Origin of the sequence: Amycolatopsis sp. NPDC004079 (genome assembly GCF_040610415.1) — a bacterium.
GTDB lineage: Bacteria > Actinomycetota > Actinomycetes > Mycobacteriales > Pseudonocardiaceae > Amycolatopsis > Amycolatopsis halotolerans.
The window spans coordinates 20940-46059 of the sequence record NZ_JBEXMH010000026.1; the positions used below are offsets into that span (position 1 = coordinate 20940).

A 25120-nucleotide genomic window follows, 5' to 3' on the forward strand; every position below is an offset into this window, starting at 1 on the left:
CACCACCGATGTCGCCGCCAGGCGACGAGCAACTCACCCCACAGTGGTCAACGGCGGCAACCCCACCTTCAACGCCAAAGAATCCAACTGCCTCCGCACCGCCCCAGACAACGGCACCCCCAACGCCCGGCACTGCTCCAAATACTGAGCCTCCCGCCACCCGGGATACCGAACCGGAGTCCCGCCCTCCCACCCGAGCATGCTCCCGAACACCGCACTGGCCGCCCGATAAAACCCATCAGCACTGCGCAACGTCGTAGGCGCGATCGCGAGCACCAGCAACCCGGTGTCATGCTCGTGATCAGCAACCCCGGACAACACCCCGGCCAGCACATCGACCATCAACGCAAACCCGGCAAACTGCGGATTACGAGCAGTATCAGCAAGGTCGACGTCGAAAACGAACTCCGGATAAGCCCCAGCGGGAGCAGCCATCCCCAACGGATGAACCGGCTGATCGGCATACCCCCCAGCAGCCATGACAATCCCGATCATCCCGTGCGGCAACGCCCGCGCGGCATGATGCCCAACCCGCCCAAACGGCCCGACCCCACGCAACGACAGCAACCCGACCCCGAACCGCCCAGCCCGCTGCACGGCCCGATCCATCGCGTCACCAACCGCCCACAGCCCGGACGCGCGCCGGTAGTCGACAAGCGCCGCGGCCCCGCGATCCGCGATCAGCAACGGCTGTGCACCAGGACTGACGAATCCGCTTTCGATCGCGGGCAGATGCACCCGGGTCAACTCCCCGACGCCAGTCTCCGGCGCGCCAGTGAGATCGCCGTGGCACAACGCCTCCGCCGCCGGACGCGCGCGTTCCTCGGGAAAGCCTTGTGCCATCAGGACAACGGAAACGAGCGTGACCAGTTCGTCGGCGGGGACGCGCTGCCAGGCCTGCTCGGGAATCGGGGTGTCGGCGGGAACTTCCGGGACGGGGCGGCTGAGCCGGGGGGCACGCGGTCTGAGGGGCACTTCATCAAGGTTGCCGGGCGATCTCGGACCCCGTCAACGAGGTTGGCCCTAGAGTGTGATGCGGTGAGCCGCAGAGACGTACCCTGAGGCACATGTGCCGAAACATCACGACGCTCCGCGGCCTGCAGCCCGCCGCCACCACGGACGAGATCGAAGCCGCGGCACGCCAGTACGTGCGCAAAGTGACCGGGGTGCAGTCCCTTTCGGACGCGACGCGCGAACCGTTCGAAGCGGCGGTCGCCGAAATCACCGAAATCACCGCGCGGCTGCTGGAAGAACTCCCGCAACGCCGCCAGCCGCCGGCGACCGTGCCGCCGCTGCGCCGCCCGGAGGTCCAGGCGAGGATCGCCCTGCGCGAGGCCAAGAAAGCCTGACGCCGCAATCACTCCACGGCTTGCCCAGGGAACTTCGGCTTGATCTCCCGGTTGAGGTAGCGCCCCGGGCTGTCGGCGGCCATCAGCGCGCGATGCACCCGCGCGGGCACGAGATGGTAGCGGTAGACGCCGCCGTTGCGGAACCCGATTTCCAGCACCGACTTCGCGGCGTCGTAGCCGACGTCGCGAATGACGGAGGACTCCACGGGAACCCGGCGCACAGCACGGCCAGGGTACCCGCGCGACCGCCGGATACCGGTAGCCGAATCACGACGGAACCGACACCGCGGATCAGGCCCGGCTCGCTGACCTTCGGCAGACCCGCCCCACCAAAGAAAACAGCCCCGGTCTCCTGCACGAACGCGGAACCCGGGGCCAGACACTCGAGGCGTCAAGCGGAAGCGGAGGGATTTGAACCCCCGGTAGGTTTCCCTACGGACGCTTTCAAGGCGTCTGCATTCGGCCGCTCTGCCACGCTTCCTTCTAGGTCAGGGTATCGCGCCGTCCTTCGACGTCGTCCAGGTGTTCGAGGACCCGGGTGAACGCCATGCCCACCGCGGTCTGCTCGGCGGGCGTCAGCAGGTCGATCAGGTGCTCGCGGGCGCCGCGCACGTGCGTCGGCGCGGCTTCGTTCAGTACGCGCTGGCCGACGTCGGTCAGTTCGGTCAGCACGCCTCGTTTGTCTTCCGGGTCCGGGCGGCGCGCGACCAGCCCGGCCACCTCCAGTTTGCCGATCTGGTGCGACAGCCTGCTCTTCGTCGAGCCCAGCTGCGCGGCCAGCTCCGTCATCCGCGTGCACCGGTCCGGAGCCAGGTTGAGGCAGACCAGGACCTCGTAGTCGGCCAGCGAGATGCCGTGGCTTTCGGTCAGTTCGCGGTGCAGCCGCTGGCGCAGCCGCAGCGACGCGACGATGTAGGCCCGCCAGGCGTGCTGTTCGGCCGGGTCGAGCCAGCGCACGTCCTGGTCATCGCTCATGTCCGGAAGCGTAGAAGGCCGGTTTTGCCCCCGCCGTTTCGGCCCGGCGTGAAATTTCCGGGCGAACTTCCCCCAATGGAGGGTTACGAAAAGGTTGAGACTCGGCGCGAAGAAGCGCATCCTCGGGGGCAGCGGAGGGACGACGAGGATCCGCGGAGCGCGCCGAAGGGCACGCCGGGCCCCGTTTCCCACCGGGAAAGGCCAGGTGGTGGCATGGCAGGTAGTTCCCGCGGTTGACCGCCCGCTGTGACCCCGCGATCGGCACGGCCCCGTTCCGGTTCGGTCGCGATTGCGAACAGCACGAGCACCCCGTGCGCTCCGGCATCGGCCACGCGCACCCGGCGTCGGTATGCCGCTGCTTCACTTCGCGGCCTCGGCACCGCGAAGGCAGCGCCGGACGCCTGCCCGCCGGTGGCCAACCGCTGTCAACGAAACCTCGGTAGTACCTGGGTGCGGCCCCCAGCGCAGGGGCCGCACCCAGCCTCGTTCCCGGCTTTGCGGCTACCCTTTCCGCGTGCGATTCGACGACAACGCGGATCTGGACTCCTCCGAGATCCAGGACATGCGCGGCAGCGGCGGAGGCGGCGGTGGCGGCATCGGCGGCCGGGTGGCCATCGGCGGCGGCGGGCTCGGCATCGTCGGCCTGGTCATCTACTTCCTGTTCTCCCAGTTCGGCGGCGGTCCCAGCACCGGCACGTCGCCCGCGGTGGGCGGGGTCGGGCTCGGCGACGTCCAGTCCGGGCAGCAGCTGGACTCCGGCACGCTCGCGAAGAAGTGCAAAACCGGCGCCGACGCGAACCGGGACCACGACTGCTCGATCGTCGCGATCGTCAACTCCATCCAGGACTACTGGACGCAGGAGTTCTCCCGTTCCGGCCAGACCTACCGCAAGGCGACCACGCGCTTCTTCACCGGCGGCGTGCGCACCGGCTGCGGCGGCGCGACGTCGGACACCGGTCCGTTCTACTGCCCGGCCGACTCCTACGTGTACATCGACCTGTCGTTCTTCAACGAGCTGAAGACCCGCTTCGGCGCGCAGGGCGGGCTGTTCACCGAGGCGTACGTGCTGGCGCACGAATACGGCCACCACGTGCAGAACCTCACCGGCACGTCCAAACGCGGCACCGGCACCGGGCCGACGTCCGGCTCGGTCCGGCTGGAACTGCAGGCCGACTGCTACGCCGGCGTCTGGGCCAACCACGCCAGCACGACCCCGACCAGCTCCGGGAAACCGCTCGTCCAGGACGTCACGAAGGACGACATCTCGCGCGCGCTGGACACCGCGTCCCGGATCGGCGACGACTACATCCAGAAGAACCTCGGCAACGGCCACGTCGACAAGTCGAGCTTCTCGCACGGCACGTCGGCGCAGCGCGAGAAGTGGTTCACCACCGGCTACCAGACCGGCCAGCCCGCGCGCTGCAACACCTTCAGCACCAACGATCTCGGCTGACCCGGGATACAGTCGGGCGCATGCACGCGATCACTATCCGCGAACCCGGTGCCCCTGACGTGCTCGAATGGACCGAGGTCCCCGATCCGGAACCCGGCCCCGGAGAGGTCCTGCTGGACGTCACGGCCAGCGCGGTCAACCGAGCCGACCTGCTGCAGCGGCAAGGCAACTATCCGCCGCCGCCCGGGGCGAGCGACATCCTCGGCCTGGAATGCTCCGGCACGATCGCCGAACTCGGCGAAGGTGTCGAGGGCTGGCAGGTCGGCGATGAGGTGTGCGCGCTGCTCGCCGGCGGCGGGTACGCCGAGCGCGTCGCGGTCCCGGCCGGGCAACTGCTGCCGGTGCCCGCCGAGGTCGAGACGGTCTCCGCGGCCGGGCTGCCCGAGGTGGCCTGCACGGTGTGGGCGAACGTCGTGATGCACGCCGGTCTCGGCGAGGGCCAGGTGCTGCTGGTGCACGGCGGCGCGGGCGGCATCGGCACGCACGCGATCCAGGTGGGCAAGGCACTCGGCGCGACCGTCGCGGTCACCGCGGGTTCGCCCGAACGGCTCGAACGCTGCCGCCAGCTCGGCGCCGACCTCACGATCAACTACAAGGAACAGGATTTCGTCGAGGTGCTGCGCGCCGAGACGAAGGGCGCCGACGTCATCCTCGACAACATGGGCGCGAAGTACCTGGACCGCAACGTCGACGCGCTCGCCGCCGACGGCCGCCTGGTCGTCATCGGCATGCAGGGCGGGATCAAGGGCGAGCTGAACATCGGCAAGCTGCTCGGAAAACGCGCGAGCGTCTACGCGGCCGGGCTGCGGTCGCGTCCGCTGGACCAGAAAGCGGCGATCGTCGCGGATGTCCGGAATCGGTTGTGGCCCTTGGTGGAACAGGGTTCGGTGCAGCCGATCGTCGGCGACGTGGTGCCGATGGCCGAGGCCGCGTCCGCGCACCGGCTGCTCGAGGAAGGTGCCATCTTCGGGAAGGTCCTGCTGGCCGCGAAGTCCTGAGGTGGGTCTCGTGCGCGTTTATCGCGGTTCTCACCGGGATTAACGCGCACGAGGGTCAGCGGAGTTCTTCGAGCACCCGCACCAGCTGGTTGATCTCGAACACGTTGGAGTAGTGCGCGAGCCCGATCCGCACCGCTCCGCCGACCTCGCCGACGCCCAGCGACGCGAAAACGCCGCTGGTGCCGTCGTCGGCGAAGGCGCACAGGCCTTGCGACGCCAGGTATTCGGCGACCTGGGACGATTTCGCCCCGGCCACGGCGAAGGCGAGCGCGGGGATCCGGCGCATCGCGTCGCCGATCACCATGATGTGCCGCAGCGAGCGCAGTTCCGTGGACAGCTGCGCGAGCAGGCCCGCGTGATACGACTTGGCCGAGCCGAGCGACGTCACCAGGCGTTCGCGACGGGAGCCGGTCGCGGCGTCGTCCAGGCCGGCGAGGTAGTCGATCGAGGCGATGAGACCGGCCAGCAACGGGTACGCGTGCGGGCCGAGTTCGAGCCGCGCGGGACCGGTGGCGGCCGGGTCGAGCGACACCGACGAGATGCGCTCCAGCAGCTCCGGATCGCGGAACACGAGCGCGCCGACCGCCGGTCCGCCCCACGAGGGAGCGGAGACGACCATGACGTCGGCACCGAGTTCTTGCAGGTCAAGGGGCACGAACGGGGCGGCGTAGGTCGCGTCGACCACCACGAGCGCGCCGACGCGCTTGGCGAATTCGATCACCGTCGGCACGTCCGGCCGAGTCCCGACGGACCCGGACGCCAGCGTCACCGACACCGCTTTTGTCCGCGCGGACACGAGGTTCTCGTACTGCCACGCGGGCAGTTCGCAGGTCTCGATGTCGATCTCGCTCCAGCGCACGACCGCGCCGACGCGTTTCGCGGCACGCCGCCAGGGCGCGATGTTGGCCTCTTCGTCGAGCCGGGACACGACGACCTCGTCGCCGATCGTCCAGCGTTCGGCGAGCGCGTCCACGAGCCTGCGCAGCAGTACCGGCGCGCTCGGTCCGAGCACGACGGTAGCCGGGTCCGCCCCGACCAGATCGGCCACGGCCCGGCGGGCCGCGGTGACGATGCTTTCCGCCCGCTGGGAGGCCGGAAAGGCTCCGCCCGGCCCGGACACCGGCGCCCGCATCGCCGTCGAAACGGCCGAAGCGACCTGTTCGGGCACGAGCATTCCGGCGGCGCCGTCGAAGTGAATCCAGCCGTCGCCAAGCGCGGGGAACAGCCCACGGATACGAGCGACGTCGAACGCCATGGGGACACCGTACGGACGTGCGGTTTCGCGGTTGCCGCGGGGTTGGGCAGAACTGCCCGAACGGCCGCTAGGCTCGGGTCAGGACCGCCAACAGCGACGGGGATGGAGCACATGAGCGAGCCGAACTTCGGGGGAACGGGCGCGACCGGGGACGGAACGGACGCGCCGCACGTGGTGGTCGTCGGACCGGACGGGGTCCCGGTCGGCACCGCGCAGATCGCCCCCGACGGCGAGGACAACGAGACCGTCGGGGACCTGGTCGAGGAACCGGCCAAGGTGATGCGCATCGGCACCATGATCAAACAGCTGCTGGAAGAGGTCCGCGCCGCGCCGCTGGACGACGCCAGCCGCAACCGCGTCCGCGAGATCCACCAGACGTCGGTGCGCGAACTGGAGCAGGCCCTGGCGCCCGAACTGCGCGAGGAACTGGAACGGCTCGTGCGGCCGTTCACCGAGGACGAGACCCCCTCGGACGCCGAACTGCGGATCGCGCAGGCCCAGCTGGTCGGCTGGCTGGAGGGGCTGTTCCACGGCATCCAGACGGCGCTGTTCGCGCAGCAGATGGCCGCGCGGGTGCAACTGGAGCAGATGCGGCGTGGGCTGCCTGCTGGCTCGTCCGGGTCCGTTGGGCAGCCGGGTGAGGGGCACGGGCACGGCATTACTGGGACTGGGCAGTACCTCTAGGGCGACTGCGGTCCGTCACCATCGCCTTCGCGATGGTGACGGACCGTCTCTTCTCATCAGTACTCGTCGTACCTTCGCGGGCATTCACCGAGGTCCGAGTAAAGCCCCTGGTGAGTGAAGGTGCCGGAGAGAATATCGATGAAGAAATCTTCGATGCTTCCTTCGTACGCACCCCAGTCTGGACCCGTGTTCTCCAAGAAGAAGATCTTCCCGTCGGGTTCAGCCGGGCTGACGGCATTCCAGAAGTACGCGTGCTCGTCGTCCACCGCCCACGGAATAAGACCGGGGTACTCCGGGTGGAACCGGTGTGGAAAGTAGTCCGGGAGCACCTCTCTGCCTTCGTGGAAGGACGAAATCGTAATCTCCAGCCGATCCTTGAACATCCCCAGGGACTCAGCGCTCTGGATCGGCGAGATGAAGTAGATGCACTCACCGAATTCACCGGTCGGGAACGTGGCGGCCACGGCTTTGAAGTCTTCGGGAAAGGCAAACCCCATCGCCTCCTCGGCTTCGGCCCAGGACAGTTCGCCGGCCACGCTTCCCGTCCAGTTCAGAAATTCAGCCAGCCGACCAGCAGCTTGCACGCTGACCACCCCTCCCCACTCCGCACGTCCTACGACGGAGCCACTTCTACCTCATCCCTGGTTCTCCGCGGAGAAGAACGCTCGAAGATCTCCGATCAGCAGGTCGGGTTCTTCGAGCGCCGGGAAGTGCCCGCCGCGCGGGAATTCCGTCCACCGCGCGATCCGGTCGGTGCGCTCGGCCAGGGACCGCAGCGGAAGCCCGATGTCGTCCGGGAACACCGCGACCGCGGTCGGCACGGTCGACGACGGCAGCGCCGCGCCCCACTGGACGTCCTGGTCGGCGTAGATCCGCGAGGACGACGCGGCGGTGCGGGTGAACCAGTAGATCGAGACGTTGGCGAGCAGATCGTCGCGGTCGATCAGGTCGTGGTCGGTGTTCGAAAAGGCACGGAACTTCTCGGCGATCCAGGCCAATTGCCCGGCCGGGGAGTCGGTGAGGCCGTACGCAAGCGTTTGCGGCTTGGTGGACTGGATCATCGCGTAGCCGATGCCCGTCTGCTGGAAGGCCCGCGCTTTCTCCAGCGACCGCTGCCCTTTCGCCAGCTCCGCCCCGCTGAGCCCGTCGAGGTCGGACTCGTCGCGCGCCACCGCGGACGGCAGCATCGTCACGTGCGCGCCGATGATCCGGTCGGGGAACTGGAGGCCGAGTTCGCGGGAGATCAACGCGCCCCAGTCGCCGCCGTGTGTGCCGAACCTTTCGTACCCGAGGCGGGTCATCAACTCCGCCCAAGCACGCGCCGTCCGCGCCGGTCCCCAGCCGCGGTCGGGTGTCGGCCCGGAGAAGGCGAACCCGGGTACGGACGGAACGACGACGTGAAACGCGACGGCCGGGTCGCCGCCGTACGAGCGGGGGTCGGCGAGGGGGCCGATGAGGTCGAGGAATTCGACGATCGAGCCTGGCCAGCCGTGCGTGAGAAGGAGCGGGACGGCGTCCGGTTCTGGGGATTTGAGGTGCAGGAAGTGGACGTTGGCGCCGTCGATGGTGGTGGTGAACTGGGGGAAGCCGTTGATGCGTTCTTCCTGCGCCCGCCAGTCGAACCCGAGCCGCCAGTACTCGACGAGGTCCTGGACGGCGTCGACGGGGATGCCGAGGTCCCAGGCCGGGTCGGCGAAGGGGTCGGGCCAGCGGGTGTCGGCGAGGCGACGGGCGAGGTCGTCGAGGTCGGACTGCGGGATGTGGATCCGGAACGGGGTCTCGGTCATGGGGAGAAAGCTATGGGGAATTGAGGACAGATCCGGTCCTCGGTCAGAACCCGGCCAGAACGTCCAGCACCCGGTCCACTCCCCGACCGTCCACAGCAGACCGGCCAGCCGCCGCGAGCCGTGACCGCAGCGAAGCGTCCGACAACAGCTGTCGCAGCGTCTCCGTCGCCTCCGACAGCCGCTCGCCCAAGGTATCCGCCGAACCCAAGCCGCGCGCCAGGCCTCGCTCCAGCGCCGCCTGGTACCCGGCTGCCTGGTTGTCCACCAGTCGCACCGCGGCCGTCGGCACCCCGAGGCAGCACAGCTCCAGGAACGTCACTCCAGAAGCGCTGATCGCGACATCCGTCCCGGCGAGCAGATCCAGCAACCCGGCGTGCGGCGCGGCGACCCGAATTGCCTGGCCATCCACAGTGGACGGCAAGGTCGGCGTGCCGCGGACCAAAGCGTCTGCCACGAACGGCAATCCCGTGTCGGCAAGCGCCTGGAGCAGCAGCGAAACCGTCGAAGCCCACTCGGCGCCGCCGCCCAAAACCACCGTCACCCGCAACGGCGACGAAGTGCTCCGCCGAGAACGCGCGCGCAGCACGACGTCTCGAAGCGGCGTGTACTCCACTCCCCGCAGCAGCAAGCCCGAACCGTCCTCGGGCCGTGGACCCGGCGCGAAGCCCGAATCCACCACCACATCCGCCGGGCGGCGGCCGAACACATCGTCCTCAATGGACACCAGACGAGCTCCAGCGGCGTTGACCTCGGCGCGGACGTCGCCGATCCCGTAGTGGTCCACGAGCACCGCGTCGAAGCCGGAAACCAGGTCAGCCAAGGGAGAAACCGGCAACCGCGGTACCGACAGCTCGTCGAAGCGGGCGGCCAGCCACTCCGCGTTGGCCGTGGAGCCGGCGAAGTGCACGTCCCAGCCCCGCGCGACCGCGCGCTCGGCGTAGGCGACCACCCGGGAGATGTGCCCGGCCCCGATGGTCGGCGAAGCGTCCGCCCGGAGCAGCAGCTTCACCGGCCGACCTTCTTCTGCTCGACGTGCGCGTTCAACGCCACCAGGTCCGGGCGCGACCTCAGCAGCGACACCACTGAACGCCACGAGCCCGGCGCGTCGCCCAGCTCGGCCACGAGAGCCGAGATCAGCTCCCAGTCCTCCGCCGTGTCCAAAGTGACGCGGAGGTCGTCGGCCGCCGGGCTGACCACGACACCGGTGCAGGAGTACCGGTCGGGCTGCCGGTAGATCGCCGACGTCACGTGCTCGCGGTCTGCCCCGGTCGCGGTCGCCACCTGCTCGGCCAGCACCGAGGCGCGCACCAGCTCCGCGTCGAAGCCGCGCGGCAGGGTGCGGACGAGCGTGGTCGAGACGTAGTCCAGCGACGGTTCGGCCCGCCACACCGCGACCAGCCGGCCGATCAGGGCCGGATCGAGCAGCGGGCAGTCCGCCGTGAGACGGATCACTGCGTCCGCCGGATGCTGCGTCAACGCGAGCCCGAACCGGGCCACGACGTCGTCCAGCGGCCCCCGGACGACGTGCGCGCCGCACCGCTCCGCTTCGGCGGCGACCGCGTCGTCGGACACATCGTCCGAGGTCGCGACCACTACCTGGGCAACGCCAGGAGCGGCCGTCGCGGCACGGACGACCCAGCCCAGCACACTCCGCCCGGCGAGCGGCCGCAGCACCTTCCCCGGCAGCCGGGTGGACGACGACCGGGCCTGTATCACGGCGTTGACGCCGGGGCCTGCACGCATGGGTGACATGATGGCCTGCGGCGCCCCGCGCCGATCCACGAACCCCAATCGCGGAGGTCATCGATGTCCGAGCTGGATGGCTCCAGCATCCTGCTCACCGGCGGGACCGGCTCCTTCGGCAAGGCGTTCATCGCCTATGCGCTGGCCGAGCTCAACCCCAGCCGGCTCGTGGTGCTTTCCCGCGACGAGCTGAAGCAGTACGAGGCCCGGCAACTGTTCAACGACGACCCGCGGCTGCGCTGGTTCATCGGCGACGTGCGCGACCGCCGCCGCCTCGAACGCGCCATGCACGGCGTCGACTACGTGGTGCACGCCGCGGCGCTCAAGCAGGTCGACACCGGCGAGTACAACCCGTTCGAGTTCGTCCAGACGAACGTCACGGGCTCGCAGAACGTGATCGAAGCGGCGATCGACACCGGCGTGAAGAAGGTCGTCGCGCTGTCGACCGACAAGGCGTCCAGCCCGATCAACCTCTACGGCGCGACGAAGCTGTGCGCGGACCGGATGTTCATCAGCGGCAACCACTACGCGGCCGCGCACCCGACGCGGTTCTCCGTGGTGCGCTACGGCAACGTCATGGGCTCGCGCGGCAGCGTCATCCCGTTCTTCCGCAAGCTCGCCGAGCAGGGCGAGTCGCTGCCCATCACGCACAAGGAGATGACCCGGTTCTGGATCACGCTCCCGCAGGCCGTGCAGTTCGTGGTCGACTCGTTCGACCAGATGTCCGGCGGCGAGCTGTACGTGCCGCGGATCCCGAGCATGCGGCTGGTCGACCTCGCGCAGGCGATCGCGCCGGGTTCGCCGATGCACGAGGTCGGCGTGCGGCCGGGCGAGAAGCTGCACGAGGAGATGATCGCCCCCGACGACGCGCGGCGGACTCTCCGGCTGACCGACCGCTACGTCGTGCAGCCGCACCTCGCCGGCTGGGGCTACGAATCGCCCACCGCCGGGGAGCAGGTGCCCGAAGGCTTCGCGTACCGCTCGGACACCAACGACCTCTGGCTCGAGGCCGACGAACTCCGCGAACTGGTCGAGCAATATGCCTGAGTTTCTCCCGTACGGGCGCCAGTCCGTCAGCGAAGAAGACATCGAGGCTGTCGTCTCGGTCCTGCGCGGCGACTGGCTCACGACGGGTCCCGCAGTCGCGAAGTTCGAAGCTGACCTCGCGGAACACACTGGCGGCACGCCCGCCGTGGCCGTCACGTCCGGTACCGCGGCCTTGCACGTCGCATACGCCGCAGCCGGAATCGGTGCGGGTGACGAGGTCGTGGCTTCGCCGATGACCTTCGTCGCCACCGCGGCGACTGCGGCTTTGCACGGCGCGAAAGTCGTGTTCGCGGACGTCGAGCCGGACACCGGCAACCTGTCCGTCGACGCCGCCGCGGCCGCGATCACCAGCCGCACCAAGGTGGTGGCCGCCGTCGACTACGCCGGACACCCTGCCGAACTGGACGCCCTGGCGAAGGTCGCGCACGACGCCGACGCCCTGTTGCTGGAAGACGCCGCACACTCCGTCGGCGGTTCCTGGCAGGGTCGACCGGTCGGCTCTCTTGCCGACCTGACCACGTTTTCCTTCTTCCCCACCAAAAACCTGACCACCGCTGAGGGTGGCGCGTTCGTCACCGGGTCCGAAGAGTTGCTGCAGCGCGCGCAAGCGTTCCGCAACCACGGCTTGGTCCGGGACAAATCGCGCCAGCGGTATCCCGACGAAGGCGCGTGGCACCAGGAAGTGCACGAGTTCGGCCTGAACTACCGGCTGCCGGATGTCCTGTGCGCCTTGGGAAGCAGCCAACTCACGCGGCTTGCGGAGTTCAAGCTGCGGCGCGCTGAGATCCACGCGCGGTACAACGCGGCGCTCGCGGATGTCGAGGGGGTTCTGACGCCGCCTCGCCGCGAGGGCGCGGATCCGGTGTGGCATCTGTACCCGCTGCGGGTATTGGACGGCCGTCGGCGCGCGCTGTTCGACCACTTGCGGGGGCTGGGAATCGGGGTGCAGGTGAACTACATCCCGGCTTACTGGCATCCGGTGTTCGAGGATCTCGGCTACCGGCGGGGGTTGTGCCCGAATGCTGAGGCGTATTACGAGCAGGAGCTTTCGCTGCCGTTGTTCCCGTCGCTGAGTGACGCCGATGTGGACCGGGTCATCGACGGGGTGCGCGGGTTTTTCGGCAGCTGACTACGGATCAGAAGGCCAGAGGCCGAAAAATTTGCCCTGCGGAGACAGTAAGCGCAGGTCAGCAAGGTTCACGCTAGCTCGCGATGGCCCCCGCCGCCTGACTCCGATTCGGGGTCAGTACCCGGTTTTAGGCAGGTGACGTTCAGTCCACCGCCGAAGCGGCCTAGCTCCGGTCCGGCGCGGCCGCCAGCTCAGCGTTCGAGCTTTCCGCGCGCCGACCGTCCCGAATCACCTTCGCGTGCCACAACAACACCCCCGGCAACACAGCCAGCTCCAACACCGTCGCAGCCTGGAACACCGGATGCGGCGCCCCAGCCCTCCGCGCCGACAGAAGCCGCGGCAAACCTCCCGCGGCAGCCGTCCCCAGTACAAGCCGCGTAGTCGCCGCGCGTTTCTCCGGGCGGCGGATCGACCACCACAACGCGAACCCGGCTGCCGTCCAGAACGTGTTCACGAACCGGTACTCGCTGTCCACGCTGGGCGTCGTCGCGGCACCGCCCGGAGCGCGTTCCGGGCCGCCGAGGATGCCGGTCAGCCCGGAAGCTACCGGGATCGCGCCGAGCACTCCGAGCGTGGCCAGCAACGCCTTGCGGGACTTCTCGCCTGCCATACGAACGAGCCTAGATTAAATCCCAAGTCAATGCGGTGCCCTTGACCGCGTCCACCCGGAACGTCCGCCCCAGCACGTTCACGATCTCCTCCGGAGCGAGCCCGCCAGCAGGACGGATCGAGCGAACATTCTGCGCCGTCACCGGATCCCCGGCCCGAACGTCCTCCACCACGTACAGCGAACGTCGCAGCCGCAGCCCTTCCTTCTCGCTCTCGCGCGGGCCGAGCACCGGCGAACCGAGCGCTTCCCACGCCCGGTGGGTCTCCGTCACCAACGCGGCCAATTCCGCTGGCTCCAGCGAAAACTCCGAGTCGACCCCGCCGTCGCTGCGCGCGAGCGTCACGTGCTTCTCGATCGCCACCGCGCCCAACGCGACCGCGGCGACCGGTGCGCCGAGCCCCGGCGTGTGGTCCGACAATCCGACCAGCGTCCCGGTGAGCCCAGCCAGCAACGGCAACCCGCGCAGATTGCTTTCCGTCGGCGACGCGGGGTAGCTCGCCGTGCAGCCGAGCACGATCAGCTGGTCATTGCCAGCCGAACGAGCGGTGCGCACGGCCGCGTCGATCTCCGCGACGTTCGCCATTCCGGTCGAAATCACCAGCGGTTTGCCGGTGCGCGCGCACAGTTCGATCAGCGGCAGGTCGACGATCTCCGACGAGGCGATCTTGTACGCGGGCGCGTCCAGCGATTCCAGCAGTTCCACCGCAGTCGGGTCGAACGGGCTGGAGAACACTTCCAGGCCGCGTTCGCGGGCGCGGGCGAAGATCGGCTCGTGCCATTCCCAAGGGGTGTGCGCCTTTTCGTACAGTTTGTACAGATTTTCCCCGCCCCACAGGGAATGCCCGTCGCCGATCCGGAACGCCGGGCCGTCGACGTCGACGGTGATCGTGTCCGGACGGTAGGTCTGCAGTTTCACCGCGTGCGCGCCGGAGTCGGCGATCGCGTCCACGATGGCCAGCGCGCGGTCCAGGTCGCCGTTGTGGTTGCCGGACATCTCCGCGATCACGAACGGCGGCCGCGCCGGGCCGAGCAGGTGCTTGCCGATGCGGACTTCGGACATGGGTGGCGTCCTTCCGGTGGGGGTCAGTGCAGAGTCTTGCGCAGCCGGCGGAAGCCGTCGGCAGGGGGCGCGACCTCCAGGTAACCAGCCCGCGCGAACAACGCCGCCGACGCCGCGTTCTCCTCGTGCACCGCAGCCAGCACGGCCACCGCGTCCGTCCGGCCCGCCAACGCCCGCTCCCCCGCTTCGAGCACCGGCCGCGCCAACCCGCGGCCGCGGCTTTCCGGCGCGAGCGTGATGCTTACCTCCCACTCGCGGCCGCCCTCGTCGTCGAACCGCACCGTGCCCACCGGTTTCCCGGCCTCCTCCAGCACGAGCAGGATCCGGCCGGACGCCGCGAGCACACCGCGCAACCAGCGCAGGTGGCTGTCCAGATCGATCACTCCGGTCGACCGCGACGCCTGCCGCGTCGCCGCGTCGTTGCGCCAGGCCAGCAACAGCTCAGCGTCGGCCTCGGTCGCGTCGCGGGCGATGACGGACGTCACTGCGCAGGCGTGAGTTTCGCGTCCTCGAGACGGCTCAACCGCTCCTCGTACCGGGCCATCCCGGCCAGCCGGACGCGGATCTGCGCGTGCTGCCGCTGGATCTCCTCGACCAGCGAACGCGCTTCGAGAGCCCCGGCGTCGTCCGTGCGCGGCGTCATCGCGAGCTTCTCCCGGAGCGTCTCCAGCTGCTCCTCCTGCGCGGCGACGTGCGGGATCATCCGGTCCAGCTCGCCGCGGATCCAGCGGAGGTCGCCGAGCGCGGTGTCCAGCTTCTCGTCGGTCTCGGCGAGCCGGCGGCGGTGGTCGACCGTGCAGTGCTCGAGCTCGTCGATGCGAGTCTCGAAGTCCTGGAGCACGCCGCGCGTCCGCTCATCGAGGCGGTAATCGACGATGCGGGCGATCCGGGAGCCGAACAGGTTTCTGAACATCTGGAAGGGCATGACGGGAGTTCCTTCGACGAGTGCCAGCGGGCTTCAGCGGAGCAAGGTGGTGGTGCCGGTGCGGGTCCACGACTCCAGCAGCCTGCCCTCGGCGGCGATCTGGTGCTCCGGTCCCACGATGCACGAATCCCCGGCAGCGTGCTCCCACGAGGTCTGTTCCGGGTTGTCGATGAACGAGAACCCGGTCAGCACCAGTTGCGCCTCGGGGAACGCGGTGCGGGCGATCCAGGCCGCGAGCGTACCCGTGGTCGACCAGGTGGGTTCGGTGCGCGTCGGCAGGCCGAGCGCGTCCGACAGGGGCAGCACGACGTCGCGGTTCGACACCGGGACGAACCCGAGGTCGGAGGGCCACCAGCCGGGCAGCGCCTCCGGCTCCCAGTGCAGGCGACCGGGCTCGACCAGCAGATACAGCCGGGAGCGGTAGTCGCGGAACACGTGCCGGGTGGCGCGCACGGCGCGGTTGAAGACGACCGTGTGCACCTTGCGGCCGGTGATGTCCGGTCCGTCCGGTTCGTCGGTGACGAACCCGTTGACCCGAATGACCAGGTCACAGTCGTCAACAGCCTTCGCGCGGGCCGGGTCCGGCTCCAGCGGCTGGTTGCCGACCACGGCGACCGAACGCGGGTCCGGCCGGTCCGCGTACGCCGAGAGGAGGTCGACCATGAGGCTCGCCGCACCGAGAGCAGCAGTCATAAGGGAAGAAACTACCAGGACACCAGGAGACACCCGCTCGTGTCGCCGGTATCCGCACCGGGGCCGCCGTGCGGTCGGGCCGGGGCGAGCCGAGGCCGGTGCGTCCCATCGGTACCCTCGTCCACGTGCATGCCACCAGCACGGTTCACGCAGCCGAACCCGATGTCTCGACTCCGGTTCCACCGTCGTCGGACAGCAAGACGTTCGCGCGTGCGATCGACGACATCAAGACCGGTTTCGCCGCCCGCGAGCTCTGGACCCATCTCGGCTGGCAGGACATCAAGCAGCGGTACCGGCGGTCCATCATCGGGCCGTTCTGGATCACCATCAGCCAGGGCGTCATCGCGCTCGGCCTCGGCCTGCTGTACTCGCAGCTGTTCCGCACGCCGATCGAGGTGTTCCTGCCCTACCTCTCCACCGGCTTCATCATCTGGGGCTTCATCCAGGGCTGCCTCACCGAAGGCATGGAAACGTTCATCGCGAACGAGGGGCTGATCAAACAGGTCCCCGCGCCGATCAGCGTGTACGTGCTGCGCACGATCTGGCGGCAGACGCTGCTGCTGGCGCACAACATGATCGTCTACGTCGTGCTGCTGATCATTTTCTTCTCGGCGCTCGATTCCCCGTATTCGCTCGGGTCGAAAGACGGCGTGTGCGTACCGGACAAGTTCTGTCACCCCGGCCTGAGCTGGAACATTTTCCTCGCCATTCCCGGGTTCGTGCTGCTCGCGCTCACCGCGGGCTGGGCCGCGCTGCTGCTCGGCATCATCTCGACGCGGTTCCGCGACATTCCGCAGCTGATCAACTCGCTGATCCAGCTGATGTTCTACGGCACCCCGATCGTCTGGCCGGTCGACCAGCTGCTGTCCGGCGGCGCGCGGGACGGTGCGTCGTGGGCGCTGCCGATCATCAAACTGAACCCGCTTTACCACTACATGCAGGTGGTGCGGTCGCCGCTCATCGGACAGGCGGTGAGCTGGACCAGCTGGGTCGTGGTCGGCGGGCTCACCGTGGTCGGGTGGGCGCTCGCCCTCGTCGCCATGCGCAATTACCGGTCTCGCGTCTCGTATTGGGTGTGACAGATGGTCAGCATTGACGTCCACAACGCGTACGTGGACTTCCCGATTTTCGACGCGAAGACGCGTTCGATGAAAAAGCGCGTGCTCGGCAAGGTCGGCGGCAAGATCAGCTCCGACCAGAAGGTGCCGATCATCGAGGCGCTGCACGACGTGTCGATCAGCCTCCGCGAGGGCGACCGGGTCGGTCTCGTCGGGCACAACGGCGCGGGCAAGTCCACGCTGCTGCGGCTGCTCGCCGGGATCTACGAGCCGACCCGCGGCTCGTCGCGGATCGTCGGCCGGATCGCGCCGGTGTTCGACCTCGGCATCGGCATGGACCCGGAGATCTCCGGCGTCGAGAACATCCTGATCCGCGGCCTTTTCCTCGGCATGAGCGCCAAGGAAATGGAGAAGCGGGTCGACGACATCGCGGAGTTCACCGAACTCGGCGACTACCTGCAGATGCCGCTGCGGACGTACTCCACCGGCATGCGGGTGCGGCTCGCGCTCGGCGTGGTGACCTCGATCGACCCGGAGATCCTGATCCTCGACGAGGGCATCGGCGCGGTCGACGCGGCGTTCCTCAACAAGGCCCGCGACCGGCTCAAGGACCTGGTCAAGCGCTCCGGCATCCTGGTGTTCGCGAACCACTCCGACGAGTTCCTGATGGAGCTGTGCGACACCGCGATCTGGATGGACGAGGGGCACGTCAAGAAGCAGGGTTCGCTGCGCGAGGTGCTCACCGAGTACAAGGGCCGCGACCCGTTCGAGAACATGAGCCAGGAAGGTCTCGAGCGCCTCGGCATCGAGCCCGCGACCACCACGAACGGCGGGGAATGATGACCGGCGAGACGCGAGAGCTGCCCGAGGGCGCCGTCGTCGGCGTGGTGGTCACGCGACACCGGCGCGAGCTGCTCGCGGACTCGCTGAAAATCATCGCCGCCCAGACCCGGCCGGTCGACCACCTCGTGGTGGTGGACAACGGACCGGACAAGTCCGCGCGGGACGTGGTCGAGGCCTACCCGCTGCCGTACACGTACCTGCCGTCGCACCGGAACCTCGGCGGCGCGGGCGGTTTCGCGCTCGGCATGCTGCACGCCCTGTCGCTCGGCGCGGACTGGGTGTGGCTCGCCGACGACGACGGCCGCCCCGCGGACGAGCACGTGCTCGAGATCCTGCTCGAGGAAGCCGAAAAGCGCGGTCTCGCCGAGATCTCCCCGGTGGTCGCCAACATCGACGCCCCGGCGAAGCTGGCGTTCCCGCTGCGCCGCGGCCTCACCTGGAAGCGCTCGTCGGCCGAACTGGGCACGGACTTCCTGCCCGGCATCGCGTCTTTGATGAACGGCGCACTGTTCCGTTCGTCCACTTTGGACGTCACCGGCGTGCCCGACCTGCGCCTGTTCTTCCGCGGCGACGAGGTCGAACTGCACCGCCGCCTCGTCCGGTCCGGCCTGCCGTTCGGCACGTCGCTGCGCACGACCTACCTGCACCCCGACGGCTCGGACGAGTTCAAGCCGATGCTGGGCGGGAAATTCCACGCGCAGGACCCGGAGAACGAGGTCAAGCGGTATTACACGTACCGCAACCGCGGGTATTTGCTGTCGCAGCCGGGAATGCGGAAGATCGGGGCGCTGGAGGTTTTGCGCTTCGGCCTGTATTTCGTGGGCGTGAAGCGGGACCCGAAGGCCTTCCTGCAGTGGCTGAAGCTGGTCCGGCAGGGGCGGGCGGAGAAGTTTTACCGGTACTGAGGCCCCGGCGGCCTTGCGCGGTTGCTGTCCAATTGACAGAACCTGGACAGTAACCGCGCGTCATTGTCTGTCATCGCACCCCGGAATACGTTCCCCTGGTGACCGACACGAATGAACCTCCTATCCGAATCTTTCTCAGCTACGCGCAGGCGGATGACGTCGTGCTCGATTTCATCGAGCCGTTTACGCAGTCGCTGAAACACATGGCGTTTACCGACCAGGGACGAACGCTCGAGATATTCGTTGACCGGGAAACGATCGGCTGGGGCGAGGACTGGCGCGAAGGAATCCGGCAAGGGATCGAAAGCGCAGCGATCTTCATGCCTATCGTGACTCGGCAATACTTCGAGCGCCCTTGGTGCCGAGACGAGCTGCTGGCGTTCTACAGCGCGGCGGACCGGCTTCGCGCCACCGGACTCGTGCTTCCGGTCGTCCTGCTGGGCCATTCGTACATTTCTACCGAGAGCACTGACATCGCGTCCAGGATTATCGCGGAACGGCAGTACAAAGATCTCAAAGAGACGTGGACCGAAGGTCCTCAGTCCGCGATCTGGCGCCGAACGATGGTCAGCCTCGCCGCGCAACTGGTCGAAGCCGTCACAAGCGCCGAGCAGGCGCTTTCAACCGCCCCCGCCGGCTCGCCGGCTCCCGGCGAGCGTACCGGCGACGACGCGCCAGGAGTCGCGGAAGTCAGCGAGGCTCTTGAACTTTTCCAGCAAGAACTCGACCAGGCCATGCCGGACATGAAGGACACCATCGAACGGTTCTCGGCCATCTTGTCCAGCTCCACCCAACCGGTCACAGAAGCGTCGCCTCCGGAGGCTCGGCGGCTGCTCCTGGAAATAGCCGCCGAACTGCAGCCGCTCGGCATCGACTTCCAGAACCGGGCACGAAAGTTCGAGACGACGGTCCTCGAAACCGATCAGGTCATGCGGTCTTACGTTACGTATCTCAAAGAGAACGATATGCAGGAACAGCTCGAAAAAGAACGTCAGGCGATCGGGCCGGTGGAGGAAGTCACCGCACCGCTAGCCGACGCCGAAACAATCTTGAGCACGTTTCTGCTTCAAATGAAGCCGTTGGAAGCCATGAGCGCACCGCTGCGCAACTCGATCCGAGGGTTCCGGGACGGTACCAAAGCAGTGAGCAGCGCACTCCGGATGATGCGGGGCTGGGGCACCATCGTGGACTGACCCAGCCAGTCCGTTGTGGACAGTGCGCTAACCCCACCGTCCACAACGGACATTCAAGCTACTCCCCGATAACCGGCGGCGCGGAGCGATGCCCGCTGCCGAACACCTCGTCGTCGTCCTCGATCTCCATCACGAACGCGGGCTGGTTGAGGCTGTCGTCGTACGGGCGGGCTCCGAAGCCCATGCCCGGGCGGGCCGGGGCGCCGCCCATGCCGCCGGCCGCGACATCGGCCGCTCCTGGTTCCATCGCGCCGTCGCCGGGGCCGAATGAGCCGCCGCCTCGGCCGACCTTGCTCTGGTGTTCCTCGTCGGCGCCGAAACCTCCGCCGCCACCGCCCATCATGCCGCCCATGGGCATCGCGCCCATGCCCATTCCGGCCGCTCCGGCGTTGCCGCCGCCCGGGGCCGACTGCGCGGCGGGCGGGGCGTAGCCGGCCGCGGTGGTCGCGCTGTCCGGCATCGCCTGGTGCACCGCGCCGGTGAACTGGCTCGGGCCGCTGACGGTCGGGGCGCTCGCGTGCCCAGCCACGGCACCGCCGCCGCCAGCCGCGGCACCTGCCGAGGCCGAGCCAGCATCAGCCGCAGCAGGAGCAGGGCTGGCCGGAGCAGCGGGAGCGGGAGCAGAAGCCGCGTCGTGGTGCTCCGGACCAGTCGGCATAGCCACCGCGGCACCGCCGCCAGAAGCGACGCCGAACTTCGGCGGGTGCGCGAAAGCCGGCTGCTTCGACCCTGTCTCGTGCAGCGAAGCGTCGTACTTCGACATCGTTTCCGCTGCCTGTTCGTGCGCGGAACGGCTGTCCTGCTGCTTCTTCAGCGTCGCGTCGATCTCATTGCTCATTTCGAGCGGACTCGCGTGCGACCATTTGTCGAATTCCTCGGACCAGTCGAACGGGACCGCGTCCGGCATCGAGTGCTTCGCCGCCTGCGCGGCGGACGCCTGCTCTTCGACGATCCGCGCGGCCAGTTTCGCATTCTGGCCATTCGCCTCGGCCCATTCGGCGAGGCTCACGAAATACGCCTGCGCACCGGCCGCGGCCTCGCCGCTCCAGGCGTGCGCGGCCTTCTTCACGGCCTCGCCCAGCTGCGTCGTGAAGTCCTCGAACGCTTTCTGCACCTCGGTGTACGCGTGCGACACCGACGAAACCTGCTCCACGTCGAGATTCGTCTCGACGTACGACTTCAGCTGCTGGTGCGGGTGCCCGAGGTAGTCGGCGTCCGACGGCGCGAGCCCCGGCTGCGGCGTGCTCATTCGGTGCTGCCCTTCACGGTGCGGTGGGAGTCGATGGCCTGGCTCTCGTTCTCGGTGTAGACCCCGCCGGCCCGCGCGAGGGCCTCGTCGGCCTCCTTCAGGATCCGGCCGAACTGGTCCAGCACGTCGAGGGCCGCCCCGGGCGCGTCGGAGCCGCTCTTGCGGTCGTGCTCGGCCACGGTGTGCCCGTACGGGTGGCTGCCGAGCTTCGGCGCGGTCGTCAGCGCCTGGGTCTGCGGCTTGAGCCGTTCGAGGCGCGTGACCATGTCGGTGAGCGCTTTGCGCAGGTCACCGAGTGCGTCGCCGTCGATGCTGAACCCGCCGGCTTTCGCGGTCCCGGCCAGCTTGTGCGTTTCGGCCGCGGCTTCGGCGATGCCCTTGGCGTTCAGCCCGCCTGCCGCCAGCGGATCAGTGCTCATGCGCCGGAGTTTACCGACGCGAGCCGCTCCGGTCAGGCGTTTGCCGAATAGCCTTCAAGCTGGGTGAACAGTTGTTGGGCCAGACGGGCATTGTCTGCCGGCGCGTAGGTGAGCCAGCGGTTGCCGTCGCTGGAATCGCGCGTGCTGAGCAGGTAGCGGCCGAGTTCGGTGTCGAACCACGCGAGCGACGGCAGCGCCCGCTCGTGGCCGTTGCCGTCGCTCACGTACGGCGTGAACTGGCCGACCGCCAGCCGCGGCTTCTCGAAGATCCGCTGGACGGCCCTGAGCTGCGGATTGTGCGTGCGCGGGCCGCTGACCCCGGCGAACGGGTCGTACGCGTCGCCCCGCACCGGCTGCTTCGCCGGCCGCGCGACGGTCACCGACTGCCCCGCCGCGGCGGGCGTGAGCGGCAGCAGGTCGACGATCGCCGGGACGATGCCGGTCGGGCGGACCTCCTCGAAGGCGAACATCCCGTCCCGCTGGCAGACGAGCACCGCGAACTGGCCGTTGGACGCGACCCGCGCAAACAGCTGCTCGTCGCCGATCTTGGCCGCCGCGGACACCGCGAGGCCGGGCCGGGCGAACGTGGCGAGCGCGATCTGGACGTCGTCGTCGACGGTCCCGCGCCGCAGCAGGCCGCGGCTGTCGAGGTCGCGGAAGACGGCGTCGCGCACTGCGGCGCGTTCCTCGCCGGTGATGCCGATGTGCGGCACCACGAACGGCGCCGGCGCGCGGCCGAGGCCGAGTTCCGCCAGCAGGAGATCCACCGCTGCCGGTGACAGCGTCAACGTGTACGGCACGACCCACCCCTAAATCCGGTCTCTCCCCGGCGAAACCGTAGTCCACTCCGCACCGTCGCGGCCATCGGCGCCAAGAGCGCGTCATCCGGAGCGCGGTGTTCGGATTCCGTTCAGGAAGTAAGCGGTGCGACGGTCGTAGGAGTCACGCGGAGGTCGTTCGCCGTGTTTGAGGGCGAGGGCGGTCTCGACGACGAAGGCGTGGAGGTCACCCGCCGTGAACTCCGGCCGCACCGCACCGGCGGCCCGCGCCGCCGCGACGAGTTCTTCGTTGGCCTCGCTCCCGACCCGGCAGATCTCCATGAGCTGCGGCGAGTTCGGATAGGTCTGCAGCAGGACGTCGTTGACGGAGGGCTGGCGATACTGGAGATCGCGCAGCGAGGTGACGTAGCAGTCGACCCGCTCGCCGATGTCGTCGGCGGTCCGCATGCGGTCGATGACCGCGAACAGCTCCGTCGCGACGACCTCTTCGATGACCGCCTCGATGAGTCCGATCCGGCCGCCGAACCGGTTGAAGATCGTGGCTTTGCTGACCCCAGCCGCCTTGGCGACCTCCTCCAGCGGGACCGTCAGGCCCCGTCCCTGGAAGGCGCCGATCGCAGCGGTTCGGATCTGCTCGGAATTGCGCTTGGCGTCGGCGCGCAGCCGGGATTCCGCAGGCACCGCGTTCCTCGTCTCTCAGCGTAAGTTGACTAGCCCGGTCAGCTTACCTAAAGTCGACGACGGAAGAAGTTGACCCACGTGGTCAACTTATGCTCCCGAGGAAGAGACCAGGAAAAATGATCGTTGTCACCGGTGCTACCGGCGGGCTGGGCAGTGCCACCGTCAAGCACCTCCTCAAGCGCGTACCGGCCGACCAGATCGGCGTCAGCGTCCGCGATCCGGCCAAGGCGCGGCACTTCGCCGACCGCGGCGTCCGCGTGCGGCAGGGCTCCTACGAGGATCCGGGCGACTCTTTCGCCGATGCCGGGCAGGTTCTGCTGATCTCCGGCAACGACCCCGCCGCCGACCTGGTCAGCCTGCACCGACGCGCCATCGACGCGGCCGTCGCGGCCGGTGCCCGGCGGATTCTCTACACGAGCCAGCACGGTGCCGCCCCCGGCAACCCGTATGGGCCGTCGGACCTCCACCTCGCCACCGAGGCGACCCTCGGCGACTCCGGAATTGCCTGGACCGCACTGCGCAACGGTGCTTACGGCCCGCTCGACCAGGTGCTCGGCCCGTGGCAGCGGACCGGCGAGATCGCTCAGCCGGCAGACGGCCCCGTCCCGTACACCGACCGTGCGGACATCGCCGAGGCGACCGCGGCCCTCCTCGCCGGTGACCGCTCCGTCGACGGCCCCGTCACCCTGGCCGCTCCGACCGCCGTCACTTTCGACGATTTCGCCAAAATCGCTTCCGGCCTCACCGGTCGCACTATCAATCGCGTCGTCCTGGCCGACGAACAATGGGTTGCCGAACAGATCGCGAACGGTGTCCCGGAGCAGGCGGCCCGGTTCATGCTCACCTGGTACCAGGCCACTCGGGCCGACTATTTCGCCGAATCAGGCCCGCTTCTGGGCGAGCTTCTCGGGCGCGAGCCCCGCACTGTCGCGGACCGCCTCGCCGAAACCGGCTAGCGCGCTTCCGCTGTGAGCGGATCCGCTGTCGGCGAACCGCTCTTGCCGCCGATGATCACCCACTGCTGCCATGGGCTCATGGCAGATCCCAAACCAGCACTGGTCCTGCACCTCTCGGCAGGCGGAGAGCCGCTGATCTTCCCGCTCACCGCCGACAGTTCCGAGACAGTCCAGGAAAAGCTCCCCGACCTACTCAAACACGGCGGCGTCCACTCGCTCGAAACCCGGGACGGCAACACTGTTTCGGTGAATTTCGTCCACGTGGCAGCCGCCTATGTCGACGATCTGAGCCGAAAGGGCAAATTCGGCCTGTCCGTTTAGCGACGGGCGAGTTCGAGCAGCCCGGCGCGGATCTCCGGTCTGCTCGCGGCGACGAGCAGGAACGTCGCCTCGCGCACCAGACGGCCGGCGTGCGCCCCGGGCAGCACCGCGCGACTGCCCGTCGCGGCCGCGAGCGCACCCGCTGACCGGTACGCCAGGTCGGCACCGGCCGCGCGGGCTGCCGGGAGCGTGGCCGGGTCGGCGAGGCCAGCGTTGAGGCGACGCCGGATTTCGTCCTGTTCGGAACGCAACGCCGTCGCCGTTTCCGCCTCGCCAGCGGCCTCGATCAGACTGGCGCAACGCTCGGCCAATCCAAGCGGCGCGCATCCGTTGAGCCGGGACGCGAAGATGCTGTCCGCCACGAACTTGTCGTAGCTGACCTGGGAGAAAACCGATTCGTCCGGAATGAAGTGATTGTCGAGCTTCAGCCGTACCGTCGCGGTGCCTTGCGCGGCCATGAGCGTCAACGGTTCGGCGACCAGGCTGTGCCCGACGATCGGCGACACCAAGGCATTGACCACCGTGTCGCCGTCGCGCCCGGACAAATGCAGCAGGTCAATCGCGTCCCAGCCGCTCACGAACGGCGCTTCACCGTCGAATCGATAGCCGCCGTCGACCCGCTGTACCCGGACTCGCGGCGGCGTCGGGATCACGCCCGCGCGCGCGACTCCCGCGCGCAGCCGTCCGCTGATCAGGTCCGGCAGATACCGCTCGCGCAGGTCCTCCCGGTCCGTTACGGCCAGCCCGGCGACGAGACCGTGGTGCTGCAGCCAGGTGAACGCGGTGCTCAGGCACCCGCCGGCCAGCGCTTCGAGCACCCCGACCAACTGGTCGAGGTCCACCCCGGAATCAGGTGCGGCGAGACCGTAGAAACCTTCCTCGGCGAGCGCGTCGAAATGCGACCGCGGCACCACGCCCAGCCGGTCCACCTCGGCGGCCGCGGGAAACAACAGGTCGTCGGCGAGAGCGCGCGCACGGGAAACCAGGTCGGCCATGAAACCAAGCTAC

30 protein-coding genes and 1 tRNA gene are annotated in these 25120 nt (G+C 68.6%); 12 read left to right on the forward strand and 19 right to left on the reverse strand.

Translation table 11 applies throughout. The features are described 5' to 3' along the window. Positions 1-33: 33 nt before the first annotated feature. Positions 34-975, reverse strand: coding sequence for an Ldh family oxidoreductase (locus ABZX37_RS25355; RefSeq protein WP_354743476.1), 942 nt, complete (start codon positions 973-975; stop codon positions 34-36). Positions 976-1067: 92 nt separating this feature from the next. Between ABZX37_RS25355 and ABZX37_RS25360 the strand changes: the two genes are divergently transcribed. Further along, positions 1068-1349 carry a DUF2277 domain-containing protein gene (locus ABZX37_RS25360; RefSeq protein ID WP_354743478.1) on the forward strand — a complete coding sequence of 94 codons (282 nt, stop codon included), beginning with the start codon at positions 1068-1070 and terminating at the stop codon, positions 1347-1349. 8 nt (positions 1350-1357) lie between these two features. Here the strand turns inward: ABZX37_RS25360 and ABZX37_RS25365 are convergent, their stop codons facing one another. The 3 genes from ABZX37_RS25365 to ABZX37_RS25375 form a co-directional block, all read right to left on the reverse strand. After that, positions 1358-1570, reverse strand: a complete 213-nt coding sequence (locus ABZX37_RS25365; protein ID WP_354743480.1) for a KTSC domain-containing protein — start codon at positions 1568-1570, stop codon at positions 1358-1360. 175 nt (positions 1571-1745) lie between these two features. After that, positions 1746-1830: transfer RNA gene (locus ABZX37_RS25370), tRNA-Ser, on the reverse strand. Between the two features lie 2 nt (positions 1831-1832). After that, positions 1833-2324 (reverse strand): MarR family transcriptional regulator, encoded by a 492-nt coding sequence (locus ABZX37_RS25375; protein WP_354743482.1) that lies wholly within the window; start codon positions 2322-2324, stop codon positions 1833-1835. 514 nt (positions 2325-2838) lie between these two features. On the opposite strand from ABZX37_RS25375, the gene ABZX37_RS25380 reads away from it, so the two are divergent. Then, entirely contained in the window at positions 2839-3777 is a 939-nt protein-coding gene (locus tag ABZX37_RS25380; RefSeq protein ID WP_344281643.1) for a neutral zinc metallopeptidase, read from the forward strand. 20 nt (positions 3778-3797) lie between these two features. Next, complete coding sequence (locus tag ABZX37_RS25385) at positions 3798-4775, forward strand: NAD(P)H-quinone oxidoreductase (RefSeq protein WP_354743484.1); 978 nt, start codon at positions 3798-3800, stop codon at positions 4773-4775. 55 nt (positions 4776-4830) lie between these two features. Here the strand turns inward: ABZX37_RS25385 and ABZX37_RS25390 are convergent, their stop codons facing one another. Beyond that, positions 4831-6030 carry a cysteine desulfurase-like protein gene (locus ABZX37_RS25390; protein WP_354743486.1) on the reverse strand — a complete coding sequence of 400 codons (1200 nt, stop codon included), beginning with the start codon at positions 6028-6030 and terminating at the stop codon, positions 4831-4833. A 102-nt stretch (positions 6031-6132) separates the two neighbouring features. On the opposite strand from ABZX37_RS25390, the gene ABZX37_RS25395 reads away from it, so the two are divergent. Further along, complete coding sequence (locus ABZX37_RS25395) at positions 6133-6714, forward strand: bacterial proteasome activator family protein (protein ID WP_354743488.1); 582 nt, start codon at positions 6133-6135, stop codon at positions 6712-6714. A gap of 56 nt (positions 6715-6770) precedes the next feature. Here the strand turns inward: ABZX37_RS25395 and ABZX37_RS25400 are convergent, their stop codons facing one another. The 4 genes from ABZX37_RS25400 to ABZX37_RS25415 all read right to left on the reverse strand — a co-directional run bounded on the left by ABZX37_RS25400 (position 6771) and on the right by ABZX37_RS25415 (position 10244). Then, complete coding sequence (locus tag ABZX37_RS25400) at positions 6771-7250, reverse strand: SMI1/KNR4 family protein (protein ID WP_354743490.1); 480 nt, start codon at positions 7248-7250, stop codon at positions 6771-6773. Between the two features lie 99 nt (positions 7251-7349). Next, complete coding sequence (locus ABZX37_RS25405) at positions 7350-8501, reverse strand: epoxide hydrolase family protein (protein ID WP_354743492.1); 1152 nt, start codon at positions 8499-8501, stop codon at positions 7350-7352. A gap of 43 nt (positions 8502-8544) precedes the next feature. Next, the gene (locus ABZX37_RS25410) at positions 8545-9510 is read right to left on the reverse strand and encodes a spore coat protein (RefSeq protein WP_354743494.1); all 966 of its coding nucleotides are present in this window, start codon (positions 9508-9510) and stop codon (positions 8545-8547) included. Continuing rightward, positions 9507-10244: a glycosyltransferase family protein gene (locus tag ABZX37_RS25415; protein ID WP_354743496.1), complete on the reverse strand. Its 738-nt coding sequence runs from the start codon at positions 10242-10244 to the stop codon at positions 9507-9509. Before ABZX37_RS25415 ends, ABZX37_RS25410 begins: the two co-directional genes overlap by 4 nt. A gap of 63 nt (positions 10245-10307) precedes the next feature. Between ABZX37_RS25415 and pseB the strand changes: the two genes are divergently transcribed. Both pseB and ABZX37_RS25425 read left to right on the forward strand, forming a co-directional pair. Continuing rightward, positions 10308-11291: a UDP-N-acetylglucosamine 4,6-dehydratase (inverting) gene (gene pseB / locus ABZX37_RS25420; RefSeq protein WP_182893700.1), complete on the forward strand. Its 984-nt coding sequence runs from the start codon at positions 10308-10310 to the stop codon at positions 11289-11291. After that, positions 11284-12420, forward strand: a complete 1137-nt coding sequence (locus tag ABZX37_RS25425; protein ID WP_354743498.1) for an aminotransferase class I/II-fold pyridoxal phosphate-dependent enzyme — start codon at positions 11284-11286, stop codon at positions 12418-12420. The genes pseB and ABZX37_RS25425 overlap by 8 nt, the downstream gene beginning before the upstream one ends. A 163-nt stretch (positions 12421-12583) precedes the next feature. Here the strand turns inward: ABZX37_RS25425 and ABZX37_RS25430 are convergent, their stop codons facing one another. The 5 genes from ABZX37_RS25430 to ABZX37_RS25450 are packed head-to-tail and all read right to left on the reverse strand — an operon-like array spanning position 12584 to position 15678. Next, positions 12584-13030 carry a DUF4345 domain-containing protein gene (locus tag ABZX37_RS25430; RefSeq protein WP_354743500.1) on the reverse strand — a complete coding sequence of 149 codons (447 nt, stop codon included), beginning with the start codon at positions 13028-13030 and terminating at the stop codon, positions 12584-12586. Positions 13031-13040: 10 nt separating this feature from the next. Further along, on the reverse strand, positions 13041-14090 hold the full coding sequence (gene pseI, locus ABZX37_RS25435; protein WP_354743502.1) for a pseudaminic acid synthase: 1050 nt from the start codon (positions 14088-14090) through the stop codon (positions 13041-13043). Between the two features lie 23 nt (positions 14091-14113). Continuing rightward, the gene (locus ABZX37_RS25440) at positions 14114-14575 is read right to left on the reverse strand and encodes a GNAT family N-acetyltransferase (protein WP_354743504.1); all 462 of its coding nucleotides are present in this window, start codon (positions 14573-14575) and stop codon (positions 14114-14116) included. Next, positions 14572-15015, reverse strand: a complete 444-nt coding sequence (locus ABZX37_RS25445; protein WP_344281683.1) for a hypothetical protein — start codon at positions 15013-15015, stop codon at positions 14572-14574. Before ABZX37_RS25445 ends, ABZX37_RS25440 begins: the two co-directional genes overlap by 4 nt. Before the next feature lie 33 nt (positions 15016-15048). Beyond that, on the reverse strand, positions 15049-15678 hold the full coding sequence (locus ABZX37_RS25450) for a hypothetical protein (protein WP_354743628.1): 630 nt from the start codon (positions 15676-15678) through the stop codon (positions 15049-15051). Positions 15679-15833: 155 nt separating this feature from the next. Here ABZX37_RS25450 and ABZX37_RS25455 point away from each other — a divergent pair, with 155 nt between their 5' ends. The 4 genes from ABZX37_RS25455 (at position 15834) to ABZX37_RS25470 (ending at position 19707) form a co-directional block, all read left to right on the forward strand. After that, a complete protein-coding gene (locus ABZX37_RS25455) occupies positions 15834-16787 on the forward strand; it encodes an ABC transporter permease (protein ID WP_354743506.1) in 954 nt (317 codons plus the stop codon). 3 nt (positions 16788-16790) lie between these two features. Then, positions 16791-17606: an ABC transporter ATP-binding protein gene (locus tag ABZX37_RS25460; protein ID WP_344281688.1), complete on the forward strand. Its 816-nt coding sequence runs from the start codon at positions 16791-16793 to the stop codon at positions 17604-17606. After that, positions 17606-18514 carry a glycosyltransferase family 2 protein gene (locus ABZX37_RS25465; protein WP_344281691.1) on the forward strand — a complete coding sequence of 303 codons (909 nt, stop codon included), beginning with the start codon at positions 17606-17608 and terminating at the stop codon, positions 18512-18514. Before ABZX37_RS25460 ends, ABZX37_RS25465 begins: the two co-directional genes overlap by 1 nt. Positions 18515-18612: 98 nt before the next feature. Continuing rightward, positions 18613-19707 (forward strand): toll/interleukin-1 receptor domain-containing protein, encoded by a 1095-nt coding sequence (locus ABZX37_RS25470; protein ID WP_354743509.1) that lies wholly within the window; start codon positions 18613-18615, stop codon positions 19705-19707. Positions 19708-19765: 58 nt separating this feature from the next. Here ABZX37_RS25470 and ABZX37_RS25475 read toward each other — a convergent pair whose 3' ends face one another. The 4 genes from ABZX37_RS25475 to ABZX37_RS25490 all read right to left on the reverse strand — a co-directional run bounded on the left by ABZX37_RS25475 (position 19766) and on the right by ABZX37_RS25490 (position 22835). Then, entirely contained in the window at positions 19766-20956 is a 1191-nt protein-coding gene (locus ABZX37_RS25475) for a hypothetical protein (RefSeq protein ID WP_354743511.1), read from the reverse strand. Next, positions 20953-21375 carry a hypothetical protein gene (locus ABZX37_RS25480; RefSeq protein ID WP_344281697.1) on the reverse strand — a complete coding sequence of 141 codons (423 nt, stop codon included), beginning with the start codon at positions 21373-21375 and terminating at the stop codon, positions 20953-20955. The genes ABZX37_RS25475 and ABZX37_RS25480 overlap by 4 nt, the downstream gene beginning before the upstream one ends. A gap of 32 nt (positions 21376-21407) precedes the next feature. Beyond that, positions 21408-22175: an ESX secretion-associated protein EspG gene (locus ABZX37_RS25485; RefSeq protein WP_354743513.1), complete on the reverse strand. Its 768-nt coding sequence runs from the start codon at positions 22173-22175 to the stop codon at positions 21408-21410. A gap of 81 nt (positions 22176-22256) precedes the next feature. Beyond that, positions 22257-22835 carry a TetR/AcrR family transcriptional regulator gene (locus ABZX37_RS25490; protein ID WP_354743515.1) on the reverse strand — a complete coding sequence of 193 codons (579 nt, stop codon included), beginning with the start codon at positions 22833-22835 and terminating at the stop codon, positions 22257-22259. A gap of 116 nt (positions 22836-22951) precedes the next feature. On the opposite strand from ABZX37_RS25490, the gene ABZX37_RS25495 reads away from it, so the two are divergent. Both ABZX37_RS25495 and ABZX37_RS25500 read left to right on the forward strand, forming a co-directional pair. Continuing rightward, complete coding sequence (locus ABZX37_RS25495) at positions 22952-23791, forward strand: NAD(P)H-binding protein (RefSeq protein WP_354743517.1); 840 nt, start codon at positions 22952-22954, stop codon at positions 23789-23791. A 78-nt stretch (positions 23792-23869) separates the two neighbouring features. Further along, positions 23870-24112 (forward strand): hypothetical protein, encoded by a 243-nt coding sequence (locus ABZX37_RS25500; RefSeq protein WP_344282872.1) that lies wholly within the window; start codon positions 23870-23872, stop codon positions 24110-24112. Here ABZX37_RS25500 and ABZX37_RS25505 read toward each other — a convergent pair. Beyond that, positions 24109-25107 (reverse strand): acyl-CoA dehydrogenase family protein, encoded by a 999-nt coding sequence (locus ABZX37_RS25505; RefSeq protein WP_354743519.1) that lies wholly within the window; start codon positions 25105-25107, stop codon positions 24109-24111. The genes ABZX37_RS25500 and ABZX37_RS25505 overlap by 4 nt on opposite strands. Positions 25108-25120: the final 13 nt, after the last annotated feature.

What these genes read in the sequence shown, in the direction of transcription:
- ABZX37_RS25360 (WP_354743478.1), top strand. Translation starts at nt 1,068, where the DNA reads ATGTGCCGAAACATCACGACGCTCCGCGGCCTGCAGCCCGCCGCCACC.
- ABZX37_RS25375 (WP_354743482.1), bottom strand. Translation starts at nt 2,324, where the DNA reads ATGAGCGATGACCAGGACGTGCGCTGGCTCGACCCGGCCGAACAGCAC.
- ABZX37_RS25385 (WP_354743484.1), top strand. Translation starts at nt 3,798, where the DNA reads ATGCACGCGATCACTATCCGCGAACCCGGTGCCCCTGACGTGCTCGAA.
- ABZX37_RS25390 (WP_354743486.1), bottom strand. Translation starts at nt 6,030, where the DNA reads ATGGCGTTCGACGTCGCTCGTATCCGTGGGCTGTTCCCCGCGCTTGGC.
- ABZX37_RS25395 (WP_354743488.1), top strand. Translation starts at nt 6,133, where the DNA reads ATGGAGCACATGAGCGAGCCGAACTTCGGGGGAACGGGCGCGACCGGG.
- ABZX37_RS25405 (WP_354743492.1), bottom strand. Translation starts at nt 8,501, where the DNA reads ATGACCGAGACCCCGTTCCGGATCCACATCCCGCAGTCCGACCTCGAC.
- ABZX37_RS25415 (WP_354743496.1), bottom strand. Translation starts at nt 10,244, where the DNA reads ATGCGTGCAGGCCCCGGCGTCAACGCCGTGATACAGGCCCGGTCGTCG.
- pseB (WP_182893700.1), top strand. Translation starts at nt 10,308, where the DNA reads ATGTCCGAGCTGGATGGCTCCAGCATCCTGCTCACCGGCGGGACCGGC.
- ABZX37_RS25425 (WP_354743498.1), top strand. Translation starts at nt 11,284, where the DNA reads ATGCCTGAGTTTCTCCCGTACGGGCGCCAGTCCGTCAGCGAAGAAGAC.
- ABZX37_RS25430 (WP_354743500.1), bottom strand. Translation starts at nt 13,030, where the DNA reads ATGGCAGGCGAGAAGTCCCGCAAGGCGTTGCTGGCCACGCTCGGAGTG.
- pseI (WP_354743502.1), bottom strand. Translation starts at nt 14,090, where the DNA reads ATGTCCGAAGTCCGCATCGGCAAGCACCTGCTCGGCCCGGCGCGGCCG.
- ABZX37_RS25445 (WP_344281683.1), bottom strand. Translation starts at nt 15,015, where the DNA reads ATGCCCTTCCAGATGTTCAGAAACCTGTTCGGCTCCCGGATCGCCCGC.
- ABZX37_RS25450 (WP_354743628.1), bottom strand. Translation starts at nt 15,678, where the DNA reads ATGGTCGACCTCCTCTCGGCGTACGCGGACCGGCCGGACCCGCGTTCG.
- ABZX37_RS25460 (WP_344281688.1), top strand. Translation starts at nt 16,791, where the DNA reads ATGGTCAGCATTGACGTCCACAACGCGTACGTGGACTTCCCGATTTTC.
- ABZX37_RS25465 (WP_344281691.1), top strand. Translation starts at nt 17,606, where the DNA reads ATGACCGGCGAGACGCGAGAGCTGCCCGAGGGCGCCGTCGTCGGCGTG.
- ABZX37_RS25475 (WP_354743511.1), bottom strand. Translation starts at nt 20,956, where the DNA reads ATGAGCACGCCGCAGCCGGGGCTCGCGCCGTCGGACGCCGACTACCTC.
- ABZX37_RS25480 (WP_344281697.1), bottom strand. Translation starts at nt 21,375, where the DNA reads ATGAGCACTGATCCGCTGGCGGCAGGCGGGCTGAACGCCAAGGGCATC.
- ABZX37_RS25495 (WP_354743517.1), top strand. Translation starts at nt 22,952, where the DNA reads ATGATCGTTGTCACCGGTGCTACCGGCGGGCTGGGCAGTGCCACCGTC.
- ABZX37_RS25500 (WP_344282872.1), top strand. Translation starts at nt 23,870, where the DNA reads ATGGCAGATCCCAAACCAGCACTGGTCCTGCACCTCTCGGCAGGCGGA.
- ABZX37_RS25505 (WP_354743519.1), bottom strand. Translation starts at nt 25,107, where the DNA reads ATGGCCGACCTGGTTTCCCGTGCGCGCGCTCTCGCCGACGACCTGTTG.